Origin of the sequence: Pyxidicoccus caerfyrddinensis (assembly GCF_010894405.1) — a bacterium.
GTDB lineage: Bacteria > Myxococcota > Myxococcia > Myxococcales > Myxococcaceae > Myxococcus > Myxococcus caerfyrddinensis.
Genome location: NZ_JAAIYA010000004.1, coordinates 450,432 through 471,590 on the forward strand (window position 1 = coordinate 450,432; position 21,159 = coordinate 471,590).

16 protein-coding genes are annotated in these 21,159 nt (G+C 70.9%); 11 read left to right on the top strand and 5 right to left on the bottom strand.

Features of this window, described 5'->3' with window-relative positions:
• Positions 1-70 precede the first annotated feature (70 nt).
• The 4 genes from G4D86_RS12260 (at position 71) to G4D86_RS52770 (ending at position 4,555) form a co-directional block, all read left to right on the top strand.
• Complete coding sequence (locus G4D86_RS12260) at positions 71-484, top strand: response regulator (RefSeq protein ID WP_163992944.1); 414 nt, start codon at positions 71-73, stop codon at positions 482-484.
• Positions 481-1,809, top strand: a complete 1,329-nt coding sequence (locus G4D86_RS12265) for a sensor histidine kinase (RefSeq protein ID WP_163992946.1) — start codon at positions 481-483, stop codon at positions 1,807-1,809. The genes G4D86_RS12260 and G4D86_RS12265 overlap by 4 nt, the downstream gene beginning before the upstream one ends.
• Positions 1,810-1,957: 148 nt before the next feature.
• The gene (locus G4D86_RS12270) at positions 1,958-3,700 is read left to right on the top strand and encodes a C39 family peptidase (RefSeq protein ID WP_163992948.1); all 1,743 of its coding nucleotides are present in this window, start codon (positions 1,958-1,960) and stop codon (positions 3,698-3,700) included.
• A gap of 510 nt (positions 3,701-4,210) precedes the next feature.
• Positions 4,211-4,555 (top strand): cell wall protein, encoded by a 345-nt coding sequence (locus tag G4D86_RS52770; protein WP_240360205.1) that lies wholly within the window; start codon positions 4,211-4,213, stop codon positions 4,553-4,555.
• A 120-nt stretch (positions 4,556-4,675) separates the two neighbouring features.
• Here the strand turns inward: G4D86_RS52770 and G4D86_RS12280 are convergent, their stop codons facing one another.
• Positions 4,676-5,446: an SDR family oxidoreductase gene (locus tag G4D86_RS12280; RefSeq protein WP_163992950.1), complete on the bottom strand. Its 771-nt coding sequence runs from the start codon at positions 5,444-5,446 to the stop codon at positions 4,676-4,678.
• Positions 5,447-5,625: 179 nt separating this feature from the next.
• Here G4D86_RS12280 and G4D86_RS12285 point away from each other — a divergent pair, with 179 nt between their 5' ends.
• On the top strand, positions 5,626-6,855 hold the full coding sequence (locus G4D86_RS12285; protein WP_163992952.1) for a metallophosphoesterase: 1,230 nt from the start codon (positions 5,626-5,628) through the stop codon (positions 6,853-6,855).
• Between the two features lie 14 nt (positions 6,856-6,869).
• Here G4D86_RS12285 and G4D86_RS12290 read toward each other — a convergent pair whose 3' ends face one another.
• Positions 6,870-8,423 carry an alkaline phosphatase D family protein gene (locus G4D86_RS12290; protein WP_163992954.1) on the bottom strand — a complete coding sequence of 518 codons (1,554 nt, stop codon included), beginning with the start codon at positions 8,421-8,423 and terminating at the stop codon, positions 6,870-6,872.
• Positions 8,424-8,715: 292 nt separating this feature from the next.
• Here G4D86_RS12290 and G4D86_RS12295 point away from each other — a divergent pair, with 292 nt between their 5' ends.
• The 3 genes from G4D86_RS12295 (at position 8,716) to fghA (ending at position 11,683) form a co-directional block, all read left to right on the top strand.
• Positions 8,716-9,531 carry a tetratricopeptide repeat protein gene (locus G4D86_RS12295; protein WP_163992956.1) on the top strand — a complete coding sequence of 272 codons (816 nt, stop codon included), beginning with the start codon at positions 8,716-8,718 and terminating at the stop codon, positions 9,529-9,531.
• 191 nt (positions 9,532-9,722) lie between these two features.
• A complete protein-coding gene (locus G4D86_RS12300; RefSeq protein ID WP_163992957.1) occupies positions 9,723-10,835 on the top strand; it encodes an S-(hydroxymethyl)glutathione dehydrogenase/class III alcohol dehydrogenase in 1,113 nt (370 codons plus the stop codon).
• On the top strand, positions 10,832-11,683 hold the full coding sequence (gene fghA / locus G4D86_RS12305; RefSeq protein WP_163992960.1) for an S-formylglutathione hydrolase: 852 nt from the start codon (positions 10,832-10,834) through the stop codon (positions 11,681-11,683). Before G4D86_RS12300 ends, fghA begins: the two co-directional genes overlap by 4 nt.
• 37 nt (positions 11,684-11,720) lie before the next feature.
• Here the strand turns inward: fghA and G4D86_RS12310 are convergent, their stop codons facing one another.
• The gene (locus G4D86_RS12310; protein WP_205519548.1) at positions 11,721-11,942 is read right to left on the bottom strand and encodes a DUF3185 family protein; all 222 of its coding nucleotides are present in this window, start codon (positions 11,940-11,942) and stop codon (positions 11,721-11,723) included.
• A 234-nt stretch (positions 11,943-12,176) separates the two neighbouring features.
• On the opposite strand from G4D86_RS12310, the gene G4D86_RS12315 reads away from it, so the two are divergent.
• Both G4D86_RS12315 and G4D86_RS12320 read left to right on the top strand, forming a co-directional pair.
• Positions 12,177-13,253 carry an aquaporin gene (locus G4D86_RS12315; protein WP_163992962.1) on the top strand — a complete coding sequence of 359 codons (1,077 nt, stop codon included), beginning with the start codon at positions 12,177-12,179 and terminating at the stop codon, positions 13,251-13,253.
• Between the two features lie 92 nt (positions 13,254-13,345).
• Entirely contained in the window at positions 13,346-14,578 is a 1,233-nt protein-coding gene (locus G4D86_RS12320; RefSeq protein ID WP_163992964.1) for an MgtC/SapB family protein, read from the top strand.
• Positions 14,579-14,604: 26 nt separating this feature from the next.
• Here G4D86_RS12320 and rnr read toward each other — a convergent pair whose 3' ends face one another.
• On the bottom strand, positions 14,605-18,192 hold the full coding sequence (gene rnr, locus G4D86_RS12325; RefSeq protein WP_163992967.1) for a ribonuclease R: 3,588 nt from the start codon (positions 18,190-18,192) through the stop codon (positions 14,605-14,607).
• A 107-nt stretch (positions 18,193-18,299) separates the two neighbouring features.
• Complete coding sequence (locus tag G4D86_RS12330) at positions 18,300-19,709, bottom strand: protease inhibitor I42 family protein (RefSeq protein WP_163992969.1); 1,410 nt, start codon at positions 19,707-19,709, stop codon at positions 18,300-18,302.
• A gap of 197 nt (positions 19,710-19,906) precedes the next feature.
• Here G4D86_RS12330 and G4D86_RS12335 point away from each other — a divergent pair, with 197 nt between their 5' ends.
• Positions 19,907-21,139, top strand: a complete 1,233-nt coding sequence (locus tag G4D86_RS12335; RefSeq protein ID WP_163992971.1) for a molybdopterin molybdotransferase MoeA — start codon at positions 19,907-19,909, stop codon at positions 21,137-21,139.
• Positions 21,140-21,159: the final 20 nt, after the last annotated feature.

A 21,159-nucleotide genomic window follows, 5' to 3' on the forward strand; every position in this document is an offset into this window, starting at 1 on the left:
GCTCTCACCCACGGACCGCGTCTATGATTCCGGGATGGGCAGCGCTCGCGGTGCGAGTGGGGGGCTCTTCGTGGAAAGAATTCTCATCGTCGACGACGAAGTCCAGGTGTGCAGGTCCTTGGGCCGGCTGTTCCGGCGAGAGGGATTCGAGGTCGAAACCGCCGAGGGGGGACCGGAGGCGCTCCTCATGCTCGACACCTTCCGTCCCGACGTCGTGCTCACCGACTTCCGGATGCCGCGAATGAATGGCGCCCAATTGCTGGCGGAGGTCCGGCGGCGGTTCCCGAGGACGCTGCGCATCATCCTCTCCGGCTACTCCGACCTCGTGTCTGTGATGACGCCCCTCCAGGAAGGGGAGATCTCCCGGTTCATCTGCAAGCCCTGGGACAATGACACCCTGGCCCCCGCCATCCGCGCCATGCTCGCCCCGCGCGATGCCCGTGCCACGCGGCCGACTCCCACTCCAACCGGAGAGCGGTCATGAGCCACGCGGCGCTGTCCCCCTCGGAGCAGGCCCGGCGCAACTTCGAAGTCCGCGCGTTGATTGGCGCGGCCTCGCTCTGCGTGCTGCAGGTCGCCACCAGCTATGGCCATGGCTACGAGGTCGCCGAGGTGGTCGCCATCCTGGTCGCCAAGGTCGTCTTCAATGCCTGGCTGGACCAATGGCTCATCACCCGCATCGGAGGCACGGCCGGCGAACGGGTACGCATCGCGGGGAACACCGTGGGCCTGCTGTTGATGGGGACCTTGCAGTCGTGGCCGCTCGCCATCTGGCTGTGGCTCCCCTTCAACGCGATGATTACCGACGAGAATCGAGGGCGCCGGGCCTACCTCAACCTCGCGTTCCTCGTGGTGGTCGTCGACGCCGCGGCGCTCATGGCGGGTGTGCCCCTGGCGCTGCCGCTGGGCTTCAGCGCGCTCACCGGCATCTGCTACCTCCTCGCCCAGGCCCGGCAGGGCTTCATCGAGGGCATGTTGCGGGAGCGGGAGGAGCAGAACGCGCAATTGCAGCAGGCCCACCTCGAGATGGAGGCCCTGCACCAGCGGGCGGTGATGCAGGAGAAACTCTCCAGCCTGGGCCTGCTCTCGGCGGGCATTGCCCATGAAATCAACAACCCGATGAGCTACGTCACCAGCAACCTCAAGGACCTGATGGCGGACCTGCCGCGCCTCGGCACCTCCCCGGAGCTGATCGAGGAGTATCGGCGGGACATCCTGCCCGCGACGCTCGACGGCCTCCGGCGCGTCAACTCCATTGTCGCCGACCTGCGCCGCTTCGCCCGGGGCGACCCGGAGAGCCTGGTGGAGTACGACCTCAACGAGGAGATTCGCGCGGCGGCGCGCATCGCCCAGAGCCGCTTCACGCATGACCGTGAGCTGCGGCTGGAACTGGCCCAGCTTCCACACCTCCTCGGCCGGCCCCGGCAGATTGCCCAGGTCCTGGTCAACCTGATGATCAACGCGGCGGAGGCGATTGGAGAGACGGGCGCCGTGACGGTGACCACCGCGCTGGACGGGGAGCGAATCCGGGTCACCGTCCGCGACACGGGCGTGGGCATGGATGCGGCGACGCTGAAGAACCTGTTCCAGCCCTTCTTCACCACGAAGCAGGTGGGTGCGGGCATGGGGCTGGGGCTGGCCGTCGCCCACGGCATCATCCGCGCGCATGGGGGGACAATCTCCGTGGAGAGCGAGCCCGGCAGGGGGACGTGCTTCACGCTCAGCCTCGCCCAGTTCCCTCCCCCGAACCTGTTCCTCGGTCAGGCCTCTCCGGATGAGCACCCGGCCGCCCACGTCACGAGCCCCTGAGCAGCACGACCTGAAGTCACTCCGCACAGCGCCGCCCGGGCAGTGTTCAGCCCGAGACGACGCTCGTTCAGATTTCTTGATTTACTGTTAAATCATAATTGAAAAGGAGTGACTCATCATTGCCGGTGAGCCCAAGGGAGGAAGGGCCGTGCTCTTGAAAAACATGGGCCGTACCGTGCTGGTCCTCGCGACGTTGTCAGTCATTGGCTGCGGCGAGGAGCTGGACACGAAGGAGCTGACACGGGGTGACGTGGCAACCCAGCCCCTGGCGTCCGCACGCGATACGCGCCGCGATGCACAGCTCAGCACGGTCCGCGAGGGCAGCGGCTACCGTGTCGCGGTGGATGGCGTGGAGCGCGCCTTCATCCCCATCCGCGAGCCCTCGAACACCCTCTTCGCGGCCGTGACTCCCGACGGTGCCACTGCGGCCCTCATTCCCGACCATGACACCCACCACGGTGATGGCCTGCGCATCCTGGATGTGGCGAGCGGCGAGCTCCGCATGCTCTTCCAGGGCCCGGTGACCTCGGCCGTCTTCTCGCGTCACGGCGCGCGCCTGGCGTACGCCGTGGAGACACGGGACGGTGCGTCGGTGAGGCTCGGGACGGCCACCTCGGCAGGGCGGACCCTGGGGGAGCTCCGTGGCCGGCAGGTGGAGTTGCTCGGCTTCAGCACCGACGGCCGCTCGCTGTTCGCGGTCGTCTACCCGGACCGCCAGGACGACGGCACGTATGCCCCGTCGCTGGTCCGCATGAGCACCGCCAATGGTGAGGCGACAGCCATCCTCGGCAGTGGGCTCGTGTCGGGGGAACGCTACAGCGACATCCGGCTGGTCCGCGTCAACGGCCAGGACCGGGTGAGCTACATCCGCTCCAGCCATCAGCTCTGCATCGGGGACAGCGAGCTGCGGCTCGCCACCACCGATGGCTACGTCGTCCGGTCCTTCCGGCCGACGACTGGCGAGCTGTACCGGGCCGCGGCCTGGAGCCCGGACGGAGCCCAGGTCGCCTATGCCGTGCAGAAGTGCCCGAACAAGTCCGGGATTGCCGCCGACCGGGAGTCCGCCATCGCCGAGCAGGCCAAGGGCACGGGTGTGTTCGTCGCCGAGGTGGCGAGCGGCCGGGAGACCCGCGTGGTGGACGGCATCCCGGGCGCGACCCTGCTGGGAATCGAGGAGGGGGTGCTGCGCTTCGGCACCGACCGAGAGGGCGTCGAGAGCCTGGACAGCAAGCCGATCAGCGCCGGGACGCAGTCGGAGCTCGGGGCGGCGAGCCTGCTGAAGGCAGACGCGCACGCGGAGGCTGTCATCCAGGGCCTCACCAACCGGGCCATTCAGATCAACCAGGTCTACGACACCCGAGACAACTTCGACGGGCGCGGCTCCTGTGGCCCGACGAGCGCGGTGATGACGATGGCGTCGTACCAGCTCGGCGAGTGGGGCATCTGGGTGAACTACGGTGGCAACCACTATTCACCGTATGGCCGGTACCTCACCGATGCGTACTCGTACAACGGGACCTCGTTCAGCTACACCGAGCCCGACTACTCCGGCGCCGGTGCCTGGGCCGGTGCGCACGGCTGGGTGTACAGTGCGTGCTGCGGCGCGGTGTGGGCAGACCTGTTGAGCTACCTCAACCGGCACACCGGATGGGCCCAGCAACACAGCTGGGACGCCGCCTGGATCCAGGGTGAGCTGAACCGTGGGCAGCTCGTCGCCGCCAGCGGTGGGATGACCTCGGCCGGACACATCATCCTCATCAAGGGCTACACCACCGACGGCAGGTGGATCGTCAATGACCCCTTCGGCGTGAACACCAGTGGAGGCCCGGGCGGCGGCGATCAGATCTATACGACCGCGTACATCCGCCCCTCGCAGGTCTGGTCCAACTGAGCCGGGCACGGAACCCGCATGGCGCCGCCGTTACGGGCCTCCGAAGCTGGAGGTGGCCGTGCCGGCGGCCTTGCCCTCTCCGGGCACATCGGCCAGGGTAGGGGGTTGACGCCTCGGAGGACTGTTCCCCCAGTCCTCCCCCCGCCCGCCTCTACGTTCGCGTACAGGCAGCCAAAGCCTCACATGCCCAAAGCCAGAGCTCGAGTCCCTCATCCCCGTACCTCGCGACCCTCACGTCCAACCCAGTCCCGTGCTCCCTCGAAGGCGGCCGCCACCGGCCTGGTTCCTTTCGAGCAGGCGCTGCGGACCGCCTTCCGCGATGAATTCGCGGGACCGGTCTCCGAGCTGGCGGCCGCCCTGCTCCGCATCGCGGACGGACTGTCCGGCAGGCTCACGCGCACGCCTGTTCCCGCGCGCGTCCAGGCGCCGCCCGCCGAGCCCCTCGCGCCGCCGCCACCGGCCTGTGCGGTCATCAACTGCAGGCTTCCCCGTGGAAGCCTCGGCTACTGCGTGATTCACGCCCAGCGCCGGCGCCAGATGATTGCGTCCCATCGCCTCCATGCCCAGTGGGTGGAGAACGCCGCTCCGCACAGCGTCCCGGACGTCATCCCGCCCCGGAAGCGCCGCGGAGAGCGACAGCGGGAAGAAGCCCCCGCCAAGGCCGCGCCTCCGGTGGCCGAGCCCCGGATGTTCGTCCGCAAGAAGGGAAAGGCGGAGGCCGTCATTCCCACCCGGAAGGGCGCGGGCGCCAGCTCGAGTGCCCAGGCGTCCCTGCCGTTGACCGTGCAGGACCAGGTCCTGTCCACGGTGGGACGGTGGGCCAGTGAGTTCAAGGCGAAGAAGTCGCCGCACTGAAACAGGAACAGGGCCGCTGGACGGGCTCGCGCGTGAAGGGCTGGCGTTGCGCGTCGCTGCGCGCAATCCGCATCCCGTGCGCGAGCCCTGCCTTGCCAGAACCGGATTGAGTCAGGGCGCTCAGCGGCGGAACCGGGCGGCGGCCTGTGCCTCGAACGCTCCGACGTCGTGGTAGTAGCGCTCGACGTCCGCCTGCATCGTCGGCTGCGTGTAGACCTCCGGGCGCGGCTTCTCGATGACGTCGACGATGACCTTCGTGGCGTCCTCGACGCTCTGGGCTCCGGGCAGCACGCGCGAGTCCGGGCCTCCGCCCAACGCGTTGCTGCCGAACTCGGTGGCGACGATGCCCGGCATCACCACCGTCACCATGATGCCCGGGTGGGTCTGCAGCAATTCCATGCGCAGGCACGCGCTGAGCCCGTTGAGCGCGTGTTTCGCCGCGCTGTACGCCGAGCGGAAGGATGCGAGCGGCAGCCTCGCCAGCCCGCTGGAGACATTCACAATCTGCCCCGCGTTGCGCGACTGGAAGTGCGGCAGCACGACCTGCATCCCGTAGAGCGCGCTCTTCACGTTGTCGCGCCACATGGAGTCCATGTCCTCGTCGGTGAGCTCCATCACCGAGCGGGTGATGCCGCGCCCCGCGTTGTTCACCCAGACGTCGATGCGCCCGAAGCGCTCCAGCGCCGCGTCGCGCAGCCGCTCCATGTCCGTCCGCCGCGTGGCATCGGTGACCACGGAGAGGGCCTCGCTGCCGGCGCGGGCCGCGACGGCCTCCAGCTCCGGCTTCCTGCGCGCGGCCAGCACCAGCTTCGCGCCCTTCGCGCCCAGCTGCCGCGCCAGCTCCGCGCCGATGCCCGCACTCGCTCCCGTGATGACGACGACCTTGTCCATGAACGCTCCTGAATGACCCGTCCGGGCCTGGCGGCGGGAATGTAGCCGCGCGAACTGGTGTGTCGTGGAACATCGACTTCCCCAGGGGATGGCGCCTCTGTCCATGACCGACGCCCCGGCGCGGGAGCGCGTATCCGCCCGTGGTACCCTCCCCACTCGTTCCCCGTGGGTTCCACTGAATGCCGTTCCGGCTCTTCTCCTTCTCCCTGCTCATCGGGCTCGGCGCAATGCTGGGCCACCTGTACCTGTACCGGCGCCTCGTGCGGCAGCTCCTGCACGGCCGCCTGCCGAGGCTCCTCGCCCTGGCCGTCCTCACGCTCCTGACGCTCGTGCTGATGGCGCGGCGCACCTTCCTGGACGCCGTGCCGGAGCACCTCGCCGAGTTCGTCGTCGTGGCGATGTTCTCGTGGATGGGCGTGGCCCTCTGCCTCGTCTTCGCGCTCCTCGTGCTGGACCTCGGCCGGGGACTCGTCGCGGTCGCGCAGCGGCTCCAGGCCCGGAAGGCCACGGCTCCCACGACGGCCTCTGGCACGGTGGATTCGGAGAAGGCGACCTCCCCTGCTCCGGTGATGGATGAACAGCGGCGCCGCTTCCTCGCGCGAACCATGGCCGGCGGCGCGTTCATCGCGGGCGGAGGCATGGCCGCGTACGGGAGCTGGCGGGCCTTCTCCCCGCCGCTCGTCACCGAGCTCGCGGTGAAGATTCCGAAGCTGCCCCGGGCACTGGACGGGCTCACCATCGTCCAGCTCACGGACATCCACGTGGGCCCCTTCATCCGGCGCCGGTACATGGACGCGCTCGTCCAGCAAGCCAACGCGCTCCGGCCGGACCTCTTCGCCATCACCGGGGACCTGGTGGACGGCGACGTGCCCACCCTGGGCGGCGCCGTCTCCGCGCTCTCGGGGTTGAAGTCGCGCTACGGCAGCTTCTTCGTCACCGGCAACCACGACTACTACTCGGGCGACGAGGAGTGGACGGAGTTCATCCAGTCGCTCGGCATCCAGGTGCTGCGCAACCGCCACGTGCGCATCGGTGACGCGGGCGCTTCACTGGACCTGGTGGGCGTGGATGATTGGAGCGGCGGGCGGCGGCGGAACCAGCGGGGCTATGACCTGGACCGGGCGCTCGACGGCAGGGACTCCGACCGCGCCGCGGTGCTGCTCGCGCACCAGCCGACGAACTTCACCGTCGCCGCCGAGCGCGGCATGGACCTCCAGATTTCGGGCCATACGCACGGCGGGCAGCTCGTGCCGATGACGTTCTTCATCGGGCTCGCCTGGGAGCACGCCGCGGGGCTCTACCCACACGGCGACTCGCACATCTACGTCAGCCGGGGCTGCGGCTTCTGGGGCCCGCCGATGCGCGTCGGCAGTCCCCCGGAAATCGTCAAGCTCGTGCTGACGGCGTGAGCACCCTGCTCATGTCATGACACGGGCTCCAGCTCCACCTGATGCAGCACCGCGCCCGTGAGGTCGTGGAGGGCCACGGTGAGTGCCCCGCTCTTCCCGAGGATGCGGACGCTGCCGAAGTACTGCTGTCCATCCCAGGGCGCCGGGTTGTCCCCGGTGACGGGGCGGTGCCAGCGGACCTCGGGGCCGAAGGTGTCGTCCAGCGTGTTGGGGCCGAAGGTGCCCGCGTGCAGCGGCCCCGCGACGAACTCCCAGAACGGGTCGAAGTCTCGGAAGCGCGCGCGGTCCGGGTGGTAGTGATGCGCGGCCGGGTAGTGCACGTCCGCGGTGAGGAAGAGCACGTTGCGCACCCTTCGGGCCTTGAGGAAGGACAGCAGCTCGGCCAGCTCCAGCTCGCGGCCCAGCGGCTCCCCGGGGCCATTGGCCCACGCCTCCATGTGCGCGCCGTCCGGGTGCCTGCCGTCGGGGACGATGAGCCCCAGCGGCATGCTGGTGGCAATCACCTTCCACGTCGCGGTGGACGCGGCCAGCGCGGCCTTCAGCCCATCCAACTGCGCGCGGCCCAGGAAGGACGTGTCCGCGCCGGGACGCTCCTGGCGGTTGACGGTGTTGGGCCCTCGGAAGGCGCGCACGTCCGGGATGAACACGTCCAGGTGCGGCCCGTACGCGAGCTGCCGGTGGATGCGGCCCTCGGCGCGCGCGGCGCCGCCCACCGGCGAGTACTCGAAGAAGGCCTGCCGGGCCCGCGTCCCCAGCACGCCCGCGTCCGACACCCGCGTGTAGCGCGCGTCATCCGCGAGGCTCCGGCCCGGGTACCAGTTATTGCGCACCTCGTGGTCGTCCCACTGGTACGCGATGGGCACCTCGCGGGCGAAAGCGCGCAGCTCCTCGTCCAGGAAGTTGTAGGCGAAGTTGCCGCGAAACTCCTCCAGCGTCTCCGCCACCTTCGCCTTCGCGGGCGTCACCCGGTTGCGCCACACGCGGCCGTCGGCGAGCGGCACCTCGGGCTGCAGCGGGTTGTCCGCGTAGATGGCGTCCCCCACGTGCAGGAAGAAGTCGGGGCGGAGCGCGCGCATGGCGCCATAGCCCTTGTAGCCGCCCCACTCGGGGTTGATGCCCCAGCCCTGCCCGCACACGTCCGCGCTCCACGTGAAGTGGATGTCGCCGGGGCTGTCCGGCGCCGTGAGGAGGCGCCCCTGCCACGCCTCGCCCGCGCGGCCCCCGTCGTCCGCGAGCACCCGCACGTGGACTTCGCGTCCGGCCGGCAGCCCGGTGAGGTCCACCACGCCGGTGAAGTCCGAGACGCCACTGAGCACCGGCCCCTCCACGCGGTGCACGCCTTTCTGGAGCCGGGGGTCCTCGCTCCACTCCACCACCAGTTGCGCGACGCGGTCCGCCTTCCCCCACACCGTGACGGCGCCGGCCCGCACGTCGCCGAGCTGCGCCCCCAGCGGCAGCGTGGGCGCGGGACGCGGGGCGACGGTGCGGCGCAGCGAGGACGGCGCGGCACAGCCGGCGGCGGTGAGCACGAGCCCCTGGAGCAGGGTGCGGCGGGGAAGGATGGGCATTGCGCGGGCCTCCAATCGCGAGAGCGGGCACGCTAGTCGCGAGTCGCGCCAGCGCCCATACCCGGAGTCGTTCCGCCGTCCAGACGGGGCAGAAAACCCGCCACCGGAGCGGAGCCCGGGCCCGGAGACCAGGGAGGCAGGCGTCGCGAGGCCGGAGGCGGCAGTCGAGCGACTTCGGGTATGCTCCCAGTCCCATCAGGACCCGTGAGGGCGGGTCCGCGGAAAGCTCTCCATCGGCAGTTCAGGACCGGGCCGGGTCGATGCACCCGGGCCCCGCTCGAAAGGCATGCACATGAAGCGTCTGGGAAAGGTCGGTCTGGTACTTGGAGTTCTCGCCCTGGGTGGCCCCTTCGGCTGTAAGGACGAGAAAGAGGAGGCCGCGAAGGCGCACCGCGTCAAGGGCACCGACCACCTGAGCAAGAAGGAGTTCAAGGAGGCGGCGGCCGAGTACGCCCTTTCGCTCGAGGCCGACCCCAAGCAGGAGAAGGTCTGGGAGAAGAAGGCCTACGCGCACATGCAGGTCGGCCAGATGGCCGAGGCCTCCCAGGCCGTCATGAAGATCCTGGAGATGAAGACCACGACGGCCGAGAAGGCCGAGGTCCTCCGGACGCTCGCCAGCATGCACATGACGGCGGGCACCACCGATGACGCCGAGAAGTACTTCAACGAGGCGCTGAAGCTCGAGCCGAAGGACGAGGCGTCCCTCGGGTGGATCGCGGAGATCTACGCGCAGCGCGGCGGCGCCCGCTCCATGTCGGCGCCCATCATCAAGGCGGACCTGGAGAAGTCGCTCAACTATTACGACCAGGTCATTGCCATCAACGCCAACTCCGCCAACACGTACCTCAACAAGCGCGTGGTGATGGGCCGCCTCATGGAGTACGAGCGGCAGCAGAAGGAGCAGGCGCTGTCCGAGGCCGCGGAGAATGCCAAGGACAAGGCCGTCGTCGAGGAGGCCAACGCCCGCGCCGCGGAGCACCAGAAGCGCATGGACGACTTCCAGGTGCAGTTCGCGGAGATGACCAAGAAGTTCAGCGAGGCGTCGAAGGCCGCCAAGGCCGGTGGCGCGCAGCCCGCCGCCCCTGCTCAGGCGAAGAACACGCCGTAGCCGTCACGCCACCGGCGATACTTGCGAGGGCCTGCGGACCGCGAGCCGGTCCCAGGCCCTTCGCTTTTTCCGGCGCGCGTGCGCCGCTCCCGCGAGTGTCCACTCATCCGCCTTGCAGAAATCTTCCTGTCCCCCTCCCCGGGCCCGGCCGTACGCTTTGAGACTCAACATCCAGACTGGGAGAGTGGCGTATGGACATCCGCGCAGCGGTGGCGCTCGAGGCGGGCAAGCCCCTGAGCATCGAGACGGTGCACCTGGAAGGGCCCAAGGCGGGCGAGGTGCTCGTCGAGCTGAAGGCCACCGGCATCTGCCACACGGATGAGTTCACCCTGTCGGGGAGTGATCCGGAAGGGCTGTTCCCCGCCATCCTCGGCCACGAGGGCGCCGGCATCGTCGTGGACGTGGGCGCGGGCGTGACGTCGGTGAAGAAGGGCGACCACGTCATCCCGCTGTACACGCCCGAGTGCCGCCAGTGTAAGTCGTGCCTGTCGCGCAAGACGAACCTGTGCACGGCCATCCGCGCCACGCAGGGCCGCGGGTTGATGCCGGACGGCACCAGCCGCTTCCGCCTGGGCCGCGAGCCGGTGCACCACTACATGGGCACGTCCACCTTCGCGCAGTACACGGTGCTGCCGGAGATTGCCGTCGCGAAGATTCGCGAGGACGCCCCGTTCGACAAGGTCTGCTACATCGGCTGCGGCGTGACGACGGGCATCGGCGCCGTCGTGTACACGGCGAAGGTGGAGGCGGGCGCCAAGGTGGTGGTGTTCGGCCTGGGCGGCATCGGCCTCAACGTGGTGCAGGCGGCGCGCATGGTGGGCGCGGACCAGATTGTGGGCGTGGACATCAACCCCGCGCGCAAGGCCATGGCGGAGAAGTTCGGCCTCACCCACTTCGTCAACCCGAAGGAGGTGGAGGGCGACCTGGTGCCGTACCTCGTCAACCTCACTGGCGGCGGCGCGGACTACAGCTTCGAGTGCATCGGCAACGTGAACACCATGCGCCAGGCGCTGGAGTGCTGCCACCGGGGCTGGGGCGAGAGCATCATCATCGGCGTGGCCGGCGCGGGGCAGGAAATCAAGACGCGGCCGTTCCAGCTCGTCACCGGGCGCGTGTGGAAGGGCAGCGCCTTCGGGGGCGCGCGCGGCCGCACGGACGTGCCCAAGATTGTCGACTGGTACATGGACGGGAAGATCAACGTCGACGACCTGATTACGCACACGCTGGCGCTGGAGGACATCAACAAGGGCTTCGACCTGATGCACCGGGGCGAGTCCATCCGCAGCGTGGTGAAGTACTCATGACGGCGGCCCCCACCCTCCTGTCCGAGCACCGCTGCTTCGGCGGCACCGTCGGCTTCTACCGCCACGCGTCCGAGGCGTGTGGGGGCGACATGCGCTTCGGCGTCTTCGTCCCGCCGCAGGCGCGGGAGCGGAAGGTGCCGGTGCTCTACTACCTCGCGGGCCTCACCTGCACGGAGGACACGTTCCTCATCAAGGGCGGCGCGCAGCGCGTGGCGGCGGAGCTGGGGGTGATGCTGGTGGCCCCGGACACCAGCCCGCGCGGCGCGGGCTACCCCGGCGAGGACGCTTCCTGGGACTTCGGCGTGGGCGCGGGCTTCTACCTGGATGCCACGCAGGCGCCGTGGTCCGCGCGCTACCGCATGGGCACGTACGTGACGAAGGAGTTGCCGGCGCTCATCGCCGCGCACTTCCCCGCCCGCGCGGACCGCGAGGGAATCTTCGGCCACTCCATGGGCGGACATGGCGCGCTGGTGTGCGCGCTGCGCCAGCCCGGGCGCTACCGCTCCGTGTCCGCCTTCGCGCCCATCGCCGCGCCCATGCGCGTGCCCTGGGGACAGAAGGCGTTCCGCGGCTACCTGGGCGAGGACACCGCCGCGTGGCGTGAGTACGACGCCACGGAGCTGCTGCGGGCCTCGAAGGCGCGGCTGCCGTCGCTGCTGGTGGACCAGGGGACAGGCGACAAGTTCCTCCAGGAGCAGCTCAAGCCGGAGCTGCTGCGCGAGGCCTGCGAGGCCGTGGGCCAGCCCCTGAACCTCCGCATCCACGAGGGGTACGACCACGGCTACTACTTCGTCTCCTCGTTCATGGAGGACCACGTCCGGCACCACGCGGCGGCGCTGAACGCGTAGCGCGCTCCATCACGTTCGGCTGAGGCCCGGCGCTCGTCTACCGCCGGCGCCGGCCACCGCCTCCGAAGAGCACCAGCAGGACGCCACCCGCCAGCGCCGCCCCGCCGCCCGCGAGATACAGCGTGGTGCTCTCGGTGTTGCGACCGGTGAAGGCCTCGGTGACGCGCTCCGAGAGCGAGTCCCTCGCGCGCAGCCCCGTCCACAGCAATACGCCCCCCGCGACGGCGAGCATCACTCCTACGAGCCGGACGACTCCCACGCGCTGCCTCCTTGCGGTTCGCACGGAGCATAACCCGCGCCCGTCCGGGCACGGGGCACAGTGGGGGTGTTGCCTCCGAGAAGCCACGGGCACCCGGCTCCCCGCCTGCCTTTGACGGGCGCGCGGGTGATGCGTAGGGTGTGCGATCCACGTGCGGAGGTGGAGCCGGACTCCCGAGGGCCCGCACGGAACGGCGGAGGACTCACGCTCCGCCTCCTGGTGGAGGGCCATGCGATGACGGCTGCGTCCCAATCCCCCGAGGCACCCGCGACCGCCCGCCTGAGCAGGCCCCGGCGCATGGTGGTCGAAGCGCTCGGCTGCGGGCTGCTGGTGGTGGCCCTGGAGGGCGCCCACCACGGCGCCGAGCACCTGGGCGTGAGCGCCACCGACGGGCGCCTCTTCATGTCGCTGGCGGCCGGCGCCGTCCTGGCGTGCCTCACGTTGGTGCTCCAGCCGCTCTCCGGGGCGCACTTCAACCCCGCCCTCACCTTCGCCGACGCGCTGGAGGACGGCACGCCCTGGGGCGACGTGCCCCGGTATGTACTGGCCCAGCTCGGGGGCGGCCTGGTGGGGCGCCTCGTCGCGCACGTCATGTGCGGCGAGCCGGTGCTCATCGCGACGCGCATGCCCTCGGCCAGCCTGGCGCAGTTCCTCACGGAGCTGGTCTGCACGTTCGGTCTGCTGGTGGTGGTCCGGGGCTGCGTGCGGAGCCGTCCGTCCGCCATGCCGCTCGCCGTGGCCGGCTACGTGGCCGCCACGGTGTGGTTCACCGACTCGCGCTCCCTGGCCAATCCGGCGCTCATCCTCGCCCGCGCGGTCAGCACCCGCGCCAGCGCCTTGCATCCCATGGACGTCGAGTCGTTCGTCGCCGCCCAGTTGCTCGGCGCCGCGCTCGCGGTGTGTCTCTTCCGCTGGCTGCAGGCACCCACTGCGAAGCCGGCCCGCACGTGGACCCTCATCTTCCAGTGCTCGCAACCCCGGGTGGCCGACCTGGCCGCGGCGCTCTTCAACCAGCTCGCGTCTCCCGAGCGCGCGCGGGCCGTGGTCGGCGCCACACCTGAAGCGGCAGACCCGGCGGGACTGCCGCCCCTCGTGGTGCGGCTCGTGCTTCCGGGCGAAGCCCCTCCGGCGGGAGCGGCCGACGGCGTGTGCTGGAGCCTGCCCGTCCAGGCGAGTGCCACTCCGGACGAAGAGCGACAGCTCCGGGCGGCCCTGAGGGAGCCCATGCAACAGCTCCTGCGCGAGCGGGGCTGGCGGAGGCTGTACTCCGTCGGGGGCGCGGCCCACGAAGTGCCTCGCGAAACCACCTGAGCCCGCGTGCTCGACTCCTCCTCCTGGGAAGGCAGGTCATCCACTTGGAAGGCATTCCTCCGGCCGTCGCATGGCCCCCGCTGCAGACCCTGATGCGGTTGATGCTCGCCCTGGCGGTGGGGCTGTTCGTAGGACTGGAGCGCGAGTGGCGCGGCAAGGAAGCGGGCCTGCGCACCTTCGGCTTCGCCTCGCTGCTCGGCGGGCTGGGCGGGCTGCTGGGCCCGCCGTTCGCCGTCGCCGCCGTCCTGCTGCTGGGCGTGTTGGTGTGCTTCCTGAACTGGCAGTCCCTGCGCGCGAACCAGGGCGCCGAGCTCACCACGTCCGCGGCGCTGCTGGTGACGGGCTTCACCGGCGTGCTGTGCGGGCTGGGGCACGTGGTGACGCCCGCGGCGGTGGCCGTCACCAGTGCTGGCCTGCTCACGTGGAAGGAGCGGCTCGCGGGCTTCAGCCATCAGCTGACGGCCGAGGAGCTGCGCTCCGCCATCCTGCTGGCCATCCTCGCGTTCGCCATCTACCCGGTGCTGCCGGCGTCGCCCGTGGACCCGTGGGGCCTCATCGCGCCTCGGGCCGCGTGGGTGACGGTCATCCTCATCGCGGCGATGGGGTTCGTGAACTACCTGCTGCTCAAGCTCTTCGGCACACGCGGCGTGGAAGTCACGGGCTTCCTGGGCGGGCTCGTCAACAGCACCGTCACCGTGACGGAGCTGTCCAACCGCGTGCGTGAGACGGACGGCCAGCTGCAGGACGTGGCCTATCGCGGGGTAATGCTGGCCACCGCCGCGATGGCACTGCGCAACGCGGTGCTGCTCGGCCTGCTGTCGTACCGGGCCCTGGTGAACTCGGCCGTGCCGCTCGCGCTCATCCTCCTGTCGAGCATCGGGCTGGCGCTGGTGCGCACGCGGCGGACAGAGGCCCCCGAGGCCGCCGCGCCGTCCCTGCCGCTGCAGAGCCCCTTCTCACTCCAGTCCGCGCTCAAGTTCGGCGCCTTCCTCCTGGTCTTCCAGGTGGTGGGCACGGCCGGGCAGAGCCTGCTGGGGCACGCGGGATTCTACGCGGTGAGCGCGCTGGGGGGCCTGGTGTCCAGCGCCTCGGCGGTGGCCTCCGCGGCCTCGCTGTGTGCCCATGGGTTGCTGACGCCGACCATCGCCGGGGTGGGCGCCATCATCGCCTCGCTCGCGAGCGCCGCCGTCAACTTCGTGCTCGTGGCCCGAGTGTCCGGGCAGCGCCCGCTGACGCTGCGGCTGGGCTGGGCGCTGGGGATGGTGGTGGTGCTGGGACTCGTCGGGGCCTTCGTCCAGACGCGGCTCACCGGCTTCATCCACTGACGACGGGAGGATGAAGCCGGCGGTGCTCAGCGCCGCTTGCGACCCGGAGACTTCTTCGCGGCGGCACGAGGCTTCGCGCCCTTCGCGGCGCGGGCCTTCGGTGGCTTCGCGGCCTTCGCTCCATGCGTCTTCTTCGCCGCGGGCTTCTTCTTCGGAGCCTTCGCCGGAGCTTTCCTGGCGGCCTTGGCGGCGGCCTTCTTCTTCGGAGCCGCGCGCTTCTTCGTCGCCGCCGCCTTCCTGGCCGGTGCCTTCCGCTTCGGGCCCCGGGGGGCGGCCGCCTCGGGCTCCTCGCGAAGGGTGGGGGCCGCCTCGGGGGCGGCGCTCACCTGCTTGGGCACGGCGGGCTCACGCTCGGGCGCCGCGGGCTCGACGGGAGCGGACGGCCTCGCCTCAGCCATGGGCCGCTCCGAAACGCCCGGACCCTCTCCGGGCATGACGGCACTCGTCTCGACAGTCTCGGGCCGCGCCTCGGCGGCTTCCACGACGGGCGCCTGCGTCTCGGGCCTGGGCCGGGGCGCGGGGAACCGGGGCGCGGGGCCGCCCTGAGGCCGCTCCCGTCCCTGCTTGTTCGTCCCGTGCTTGGGGTGGGCCGCGCCGTGTGCCTCTCCCCTGCCACCCTTGCGCTGTGACGCCAGCGCGCGGATGCGGTCGAAGCCCGGATGCGGCGACCGCGAGGCCTCGTCTCCCGCGAGCTCCTCGGGGGCCTCCCACGGCGGCGGGGTGGGCAGGCGCGGCTCCTCGGGCGCCACGGTTGCGCCGTTGGTCTCAGGCCCTTGGAGCGCCTGCGGAAGCGCCTCGGCCTCCGTCGCGGGGAGCGCGGGGGCCTCCGGCCGCACGAACATCCTCCGCTTCGGCCCCTGCGTCGGACCCGCGGCGGCGGCGGGCCGCTGCGGCTCCTCGTTCTGCCAGGTGCGCTGGAACCTGGACCCGGGGCGCTGCGGCGCGGCTTCCTCGCGTTTGCCCTCACGCGAGAACCGGCCACGCGGACCGCCGCTGGCAGCCTCCTCCCGCGGCCCCTGGGTGACGACCTCTCGCTCCCGGCGTCCTGGACGTCCGGCCCGCTCGCGGCCATGGCCTCGCGGGGGCTCCGCCGTCCATTCGCGACGGCGCTGCGGGGCACCCTGCTCGGCACGCGCCAACATCGCCTCGCCCTCGAACTGGAGCGCCTCGAAGTCCATCTTCCGCGCCGGCACATTCACGGACGACAGGCGCACGCGCAGCTTCTGCCCCACGCGCACGCGGCGCCCGCCTGCGTACACCAGCGCGTGCGTCAGCTTGTCCAGCTTCGCGCCCGGGCCCACCGTCTCCGCCTTCACGAGCCCTTCCACGTGCTCCTCGTCCAGCTCGACGAAGAAGCCGAAGTCGGTAATCGCGGCCACCGTCGCGGCGAACTCCTCCCCCACGCGGGCCTTCATCAGCAGGCACGCGTAGAAGGACACCACCTCGCGCTCCACCTGCATGGCCGCGCGCTCGCGCTCGGAGCACTGCATGGCCATCTCCTCGAGCTGGCCCTCCTCGCGCTCCAGCATCGCCTCCGACGGCTTGCGTCCCTGCCGCACCCAGTGCGCCTTCAGCAGCCGGTGCACCAGCAGGTCCGGGTAGCGACGGATGGGCGAGGTGAAGTGCAGGTAGTGCTCCGCCGCCAGGCCGTAGTGCCCCACCTTCGACGCCGTGTAGACGGCCTGCATCATGGAGCGCAGCAACAGCTGGTTCAGCGCCCGCTGCTCCGGGTGGCCCGCCAGCTGGCTGATGAACGCATCCAGCTCCTTCGAGTCCACCCCGTCCTCGAAGCGCATCTTGAAGCCATACGCCTGCGCCAACGCGGCGAACGTCGCCAGCTTCTCCGGGTCCGGCTCGCCGTGGAACCGGTACACCGTGGGCAGGCCCTCGTCCTGGAAGAACTTCGCCACCGCCTCGTTGGCGGCGAGCATGCATTCTTCAATCAGCCGGTGGCTGTCCTTGCGCTCGCGCTTGTCCATGCGCAGCGGCAGGCCGTCCTTGCCGAGCACCACCTTGTGCTCGGGCAGGTCGAAGTCGATGGCGCCGCGCTCCTTGCGCATCTTCATCAGCGCGCGAGCCAGCGCCATCAGCTGCTCGAACTGCGGCTTGAAGGCATTGCGGTGCGGCACGTCCTTGCCGTCCAGGACGTCCTGCACCTCGTTGTACGTGCACCGCGCGGCGCTGCGCATCACCGCCGGGTACATCTCGTACGAGCGGCGCTGGCCCTGCCGGTCGAACGTCAGGTCCGCCACCATGCACAGGCGGTCCTCGTCCGGCTTCAGGGAGCAGATGCCGTTGCTCAGCCGCTCCGGAAGCATGGGCAGCACGCGGTCCGGCAGGTACACGGACGTCGCACGCCGCAGCCCCTCCGTGTCGAGCGCGCTGCCCCGACGCACGTAGTGGGACACGTCCGCGATGGCCACCACCAGCCGCCACCCGTCGCCGTACGGCTCGGTGTAGACGGCGTCGTCGAAGTCGCGCGCGTCCTCACCGTCGATGGTGATGAGCGGCATGGTGCGCAGGTCCTTGCGGCCCTCACCGCGCGCCTCCTCGTCCGACACCGTCACCGCGTAGCGGTCCGCCTCATCCATCGTCTCGGGCGGAAACTCATCGGAGAAGCCCTGCGAGAAGGCGGTGCCCAGCACCTCGGCGCTCGGCTCCCCGGGCTTGCCGAGCGAGCCGGCCACCTCGCCAAACAGCCCCCGGTTCGGATCCAGCAGCTCCGCGCCCACGCCGAGGCGCACCTTCACCAGGTCGCCTTCCTGCGCCATCTGGGTGAGGGGGACGGTGATGGAGCCGGAGAGGCTCGTGTCGGTGGGATACACCACTCCGTACCGGCCCTGCGCCATGTACGTGCCCACCGCCATCTCGCGGCGGCGGTCCACCACGCGCACCAGCCGGCCCTCGTAGCGCCCGGGGCGGCCCGACACCTCCACCACCACCCGGTCATTGTCGAGCGCCCGCTGCGCCTCGCCCGGTGGCAGGAAGATGTTCTCCCCCTCGCCCGTCACCGGGTGCACGAAGCCGTAGCCGTCGCGGTGGACGTGGAGGATGCCCTCCACCTCAGGGAATTCCCCGCCCTCGGAGCCACCCCGGCGCCCGCGCGGGCCGAAGCGCTCCGCGCCGCCGCCCCTGTTGAAGCCGCCGCCTCGCGAGGCTTCCTGGCCGGAGAAGCCCCGGCGCTCGCGGCCACGCCCGTCGCGCTGGCCTCCCTGGCGCCCGGCGTCCCGGCCCGGCCGCTCCGGGCCCCGGCCCCGGAAGCCCGGGCTCTCGGCGCCCCGGCCGGCGGCATGCCCACGGCCCTGGGGGCCGCGGAACGTCCCGGGCTCGCGCCCTTCGACACGGGCGGCCCCGGGCCCCTTGGGGCGCCAGGGGCTGGCCGGACGGACCTCTTCGGCCACCTCCTCACGGCGCGCGGGGGCGGGAGCTTCCGTGGGAAGGAAGCGCTTGCCCTCCTTGGCCACGGCCCCATTGCGGACGAGCTCGCGCAGCGCGCGCTTGAGCTCGGTCTGCTGCCCGGGGTGCAGGCCGGCGAGCCGCAGGAGCTCCTTGATGCCCAGCGGGTGGTCGGCGTCTGCGAGGATCTGCTTGAGTTGGTCTGGAGAGAGGCTCACGGTGGGGTCGCGGCTCGGCCGCTACGGGAACGGGTAAGCCCGGAGTGCCCGGACGGGAACCCCCCAGCGGCCGGCCGCCTCCCGGAACCTGCTCCGGGCGGCGCCCCTCAGGGCTTGACCGTGACGTTGATCTTGAAGGAGCGGTCCACCAGGCCGGGCGACAGTGCCTTGGCCAGGAAGAACTCCACCTCGAAGGTGCCCGGGTTGCGGGGGGTGAAGAAGAACTCGCGGGTGGCCGGTCCGCCGCCGGGGCCGGGCTCGAAGTTGGCCTCGCGCAGGCCCACGCGCTTGGCCACCGTGGGCTCAATCGCCCAGGTGAAGCCGGGCTGCTCGGGCAGCCGCACGGTGAGGCCGTGGTTGAGCTTCACATCCACGGACGTGGGTACCTCACCCTCGATATGGACCAACTCCATCTCGTCGCGAGACACGGCACGGGCCTCGGAGGGACGCGGCTCCACGTTCTCCGCGGTGATGCGCCCACCCCAGCCAGACGTCTTGTCCACCACGCCCTGGATCTGCAGCGTGTGGCCCACGTGCTTGCGCAGCGGCCGGGTGGCGGCCTTGCCCTCGATGATGAAGGAGACCTGCTGGCGGGTGCCGCCGTTGGACACCACGATGACGTAGTCCTCGCCCGTCATCTCCAGGTTGCCACGGATGGTGGCGAAGCCCTTGACGCCCGCGCCCATGCCGGCCGCCGTCACCATGGAGACCTCGCCGGGCGACAGGTAGCGCAGCCGCGGTTCGGTCTCCGCGGGGGCGACCTCCACCACCTCGGCCTCCGGCTTCTTCGCCGAGTACTTGCGCACGTCCACCACGCCGCCGTGGTTGGTCGTCTTGCGGATCATCCCGCTGACGGAGACCTTGTGGTCCACGTAGGCCGGGAAGACCTCCTGATCAGGCCCCTGGAGGAGGAAGGTCAGCTCGCGCTTGTCGCGCCCCACCACCACGAGGTGCGGCATCTCGTTCACGAGGGCGAGGCGGCCCTTGAGGCTGCCCTCCCCCATGACGCCACGACCCTCGCCGGCGGTGAGCAGCTGCTCCATCTCACGCTTGGTGAGCGGCTCGCCCGGGGGCGGCAGCTTGGTGGCGCGCGGGCGCGGACGGTCCGCGGCCGGGATGGAAGTCCCCGCTCCGCTGGTGCCACCCGCCTTCGAGCCCTTGCCACCCGCGGCCTTCGCGGGAGGTGCGCCCTTGGCGGGAGGGGCAGCCGTCTTGGCAGGAGGCGCCGCCTTCTTCGCGGCGGGCGCCTTCGCGGCCGGGGCCTTCGCCGCTGGAGCCTTCGTCGCTGCAGCCTTCTCCTCGGGGGCCTTCTCCGGCGCGGCCTTCTTCACCGCGCCCTTGGCACCCTTGGCCACGTCCGTCGCCGCCTTCACCAATTTCGTCGCCGCCTTTGCCACCCGTTTTGAGGCGTTCTTGATCAGATCCAGCCGGGCGGTGTTGTCCTTCTTCGCAGCGGGCTTTGCGCCAGCCTTGCCAGCGGGAGTCGTCTTCTTGGCCCCGGACTTGGGCTTGGCCATCGACGCAGTCTCCTTGAGAGTTCCCGTGTCCTTTCAACGGGTTGGCGGGCCGCCCCAGGGGGGCAGGCAAGCCTCGCGATCACGATTGCTTGTAATGGTGATCAGCTAGGCTGTCAAACTAACACTTGATTTTCTCACGGACTTTGTCCGAGTTGGAGGGCCAAGCCACGTGCCCCGCACATGGCTATAAGCCGGGCATGAACGACGCCGCCACATTGCTGCCGGTCGAGGAGGCGCGGGCCCAGATCCTGGCCCTGGCGCCCTCGCTGCCCGCCGAGTGGGTGCCTCTGGAAGACGCCCTGGGCCGCACCCTGGCCGACGACGTGACGGCGCAGCGCACCCTGCCTCCCTGGGACAACTCGGCCATGGACGGCTACGCGGTGCGCAGCGCGGACCTGGCGGGGCGCCTACCGGTGCGGTTGGTGGTGGCGGAGACCGTCTACGCCGGGGCCACGCCAAAGCGGGAGGTGACGCCCGGGACGTGCGCGCGCATCATGACGGGCGCTCCCCTGCCCGCCGGCGCCGACGCCGTGGTGATGCGCGAGCGCACCCGCCCGGTGCCCGACGGGGGCGCTGATCAGGTGGACATCCTGGAGGCGGCGGGGCCCGGCAACTTCGTCCGCCCGCGCGGCGAGGACGCGGGCGAGGGCCAGGTGCTGCTGCCCCGGGGCACGCCGCTGGGCATCCCCGAGCTGGGGCTGCTGTGGGCGCAGGGGCAGCTGTGCGCGCCGGTGCCGCGAGCCCCTCGGGTGGCCATCCTCTCCACCGGTGACGAGCTGTGCCGCGCCGACGAGCTGCCGCAGGGCCGCATCGTGGATACCAACGCCCCGTCGCTCGCACTGGCGGTGCGGCGCGCGGGCGGGGTGCCGGTGCTGCTGGGCATCGCCCGGGACACGCGCGACTCGGTGGAGGCGGCCCTGTCCCGGGTGGACGGCTTCGACGTGGTGCTCACCAGCGCGGGCGTGTCCGTAGGCGAGCGCGACTACGTGAAGGAGGTGCTGGCCGCCCTGGGCGTGGAGCAGCACTTCTGGCGCGTGGCCATCAAGCCCGGCAAGCCGCTGGTGGTGGGCCGGCGCGGCGGCACCCTCTTCTTCGGGCTGCCCGGCAACCCGACCTCGTCCCTGGTGACTTTCGAGCTGTTCGTCCGCCCCGCCCTGCGCCGGCTGCTCGGGCATGCCGACGTGGAGCCCGGGCGGACCTCTGGCCGCCTGGACGGCCGCCTGGCGAAGGCCGCCGGGCTGGCCCACTTCGTCCGCGTCACGGCCGCCTGGAGGGAGGGCGGGCTCTGGGCCCGTCCCCTGGCCACCCAGACCTCGGGTGTTCTGCGGTCGGCGGCAGCGGCCACCCATCTGCTGCATTTTCCCCAGGGGGCCAAAAGCCTGGCTCATGGAGACCCCGTGGAATTGCTTCCGCTTTCCTGGGTGGCCTGAGTAACGCACGACCGTCCAGT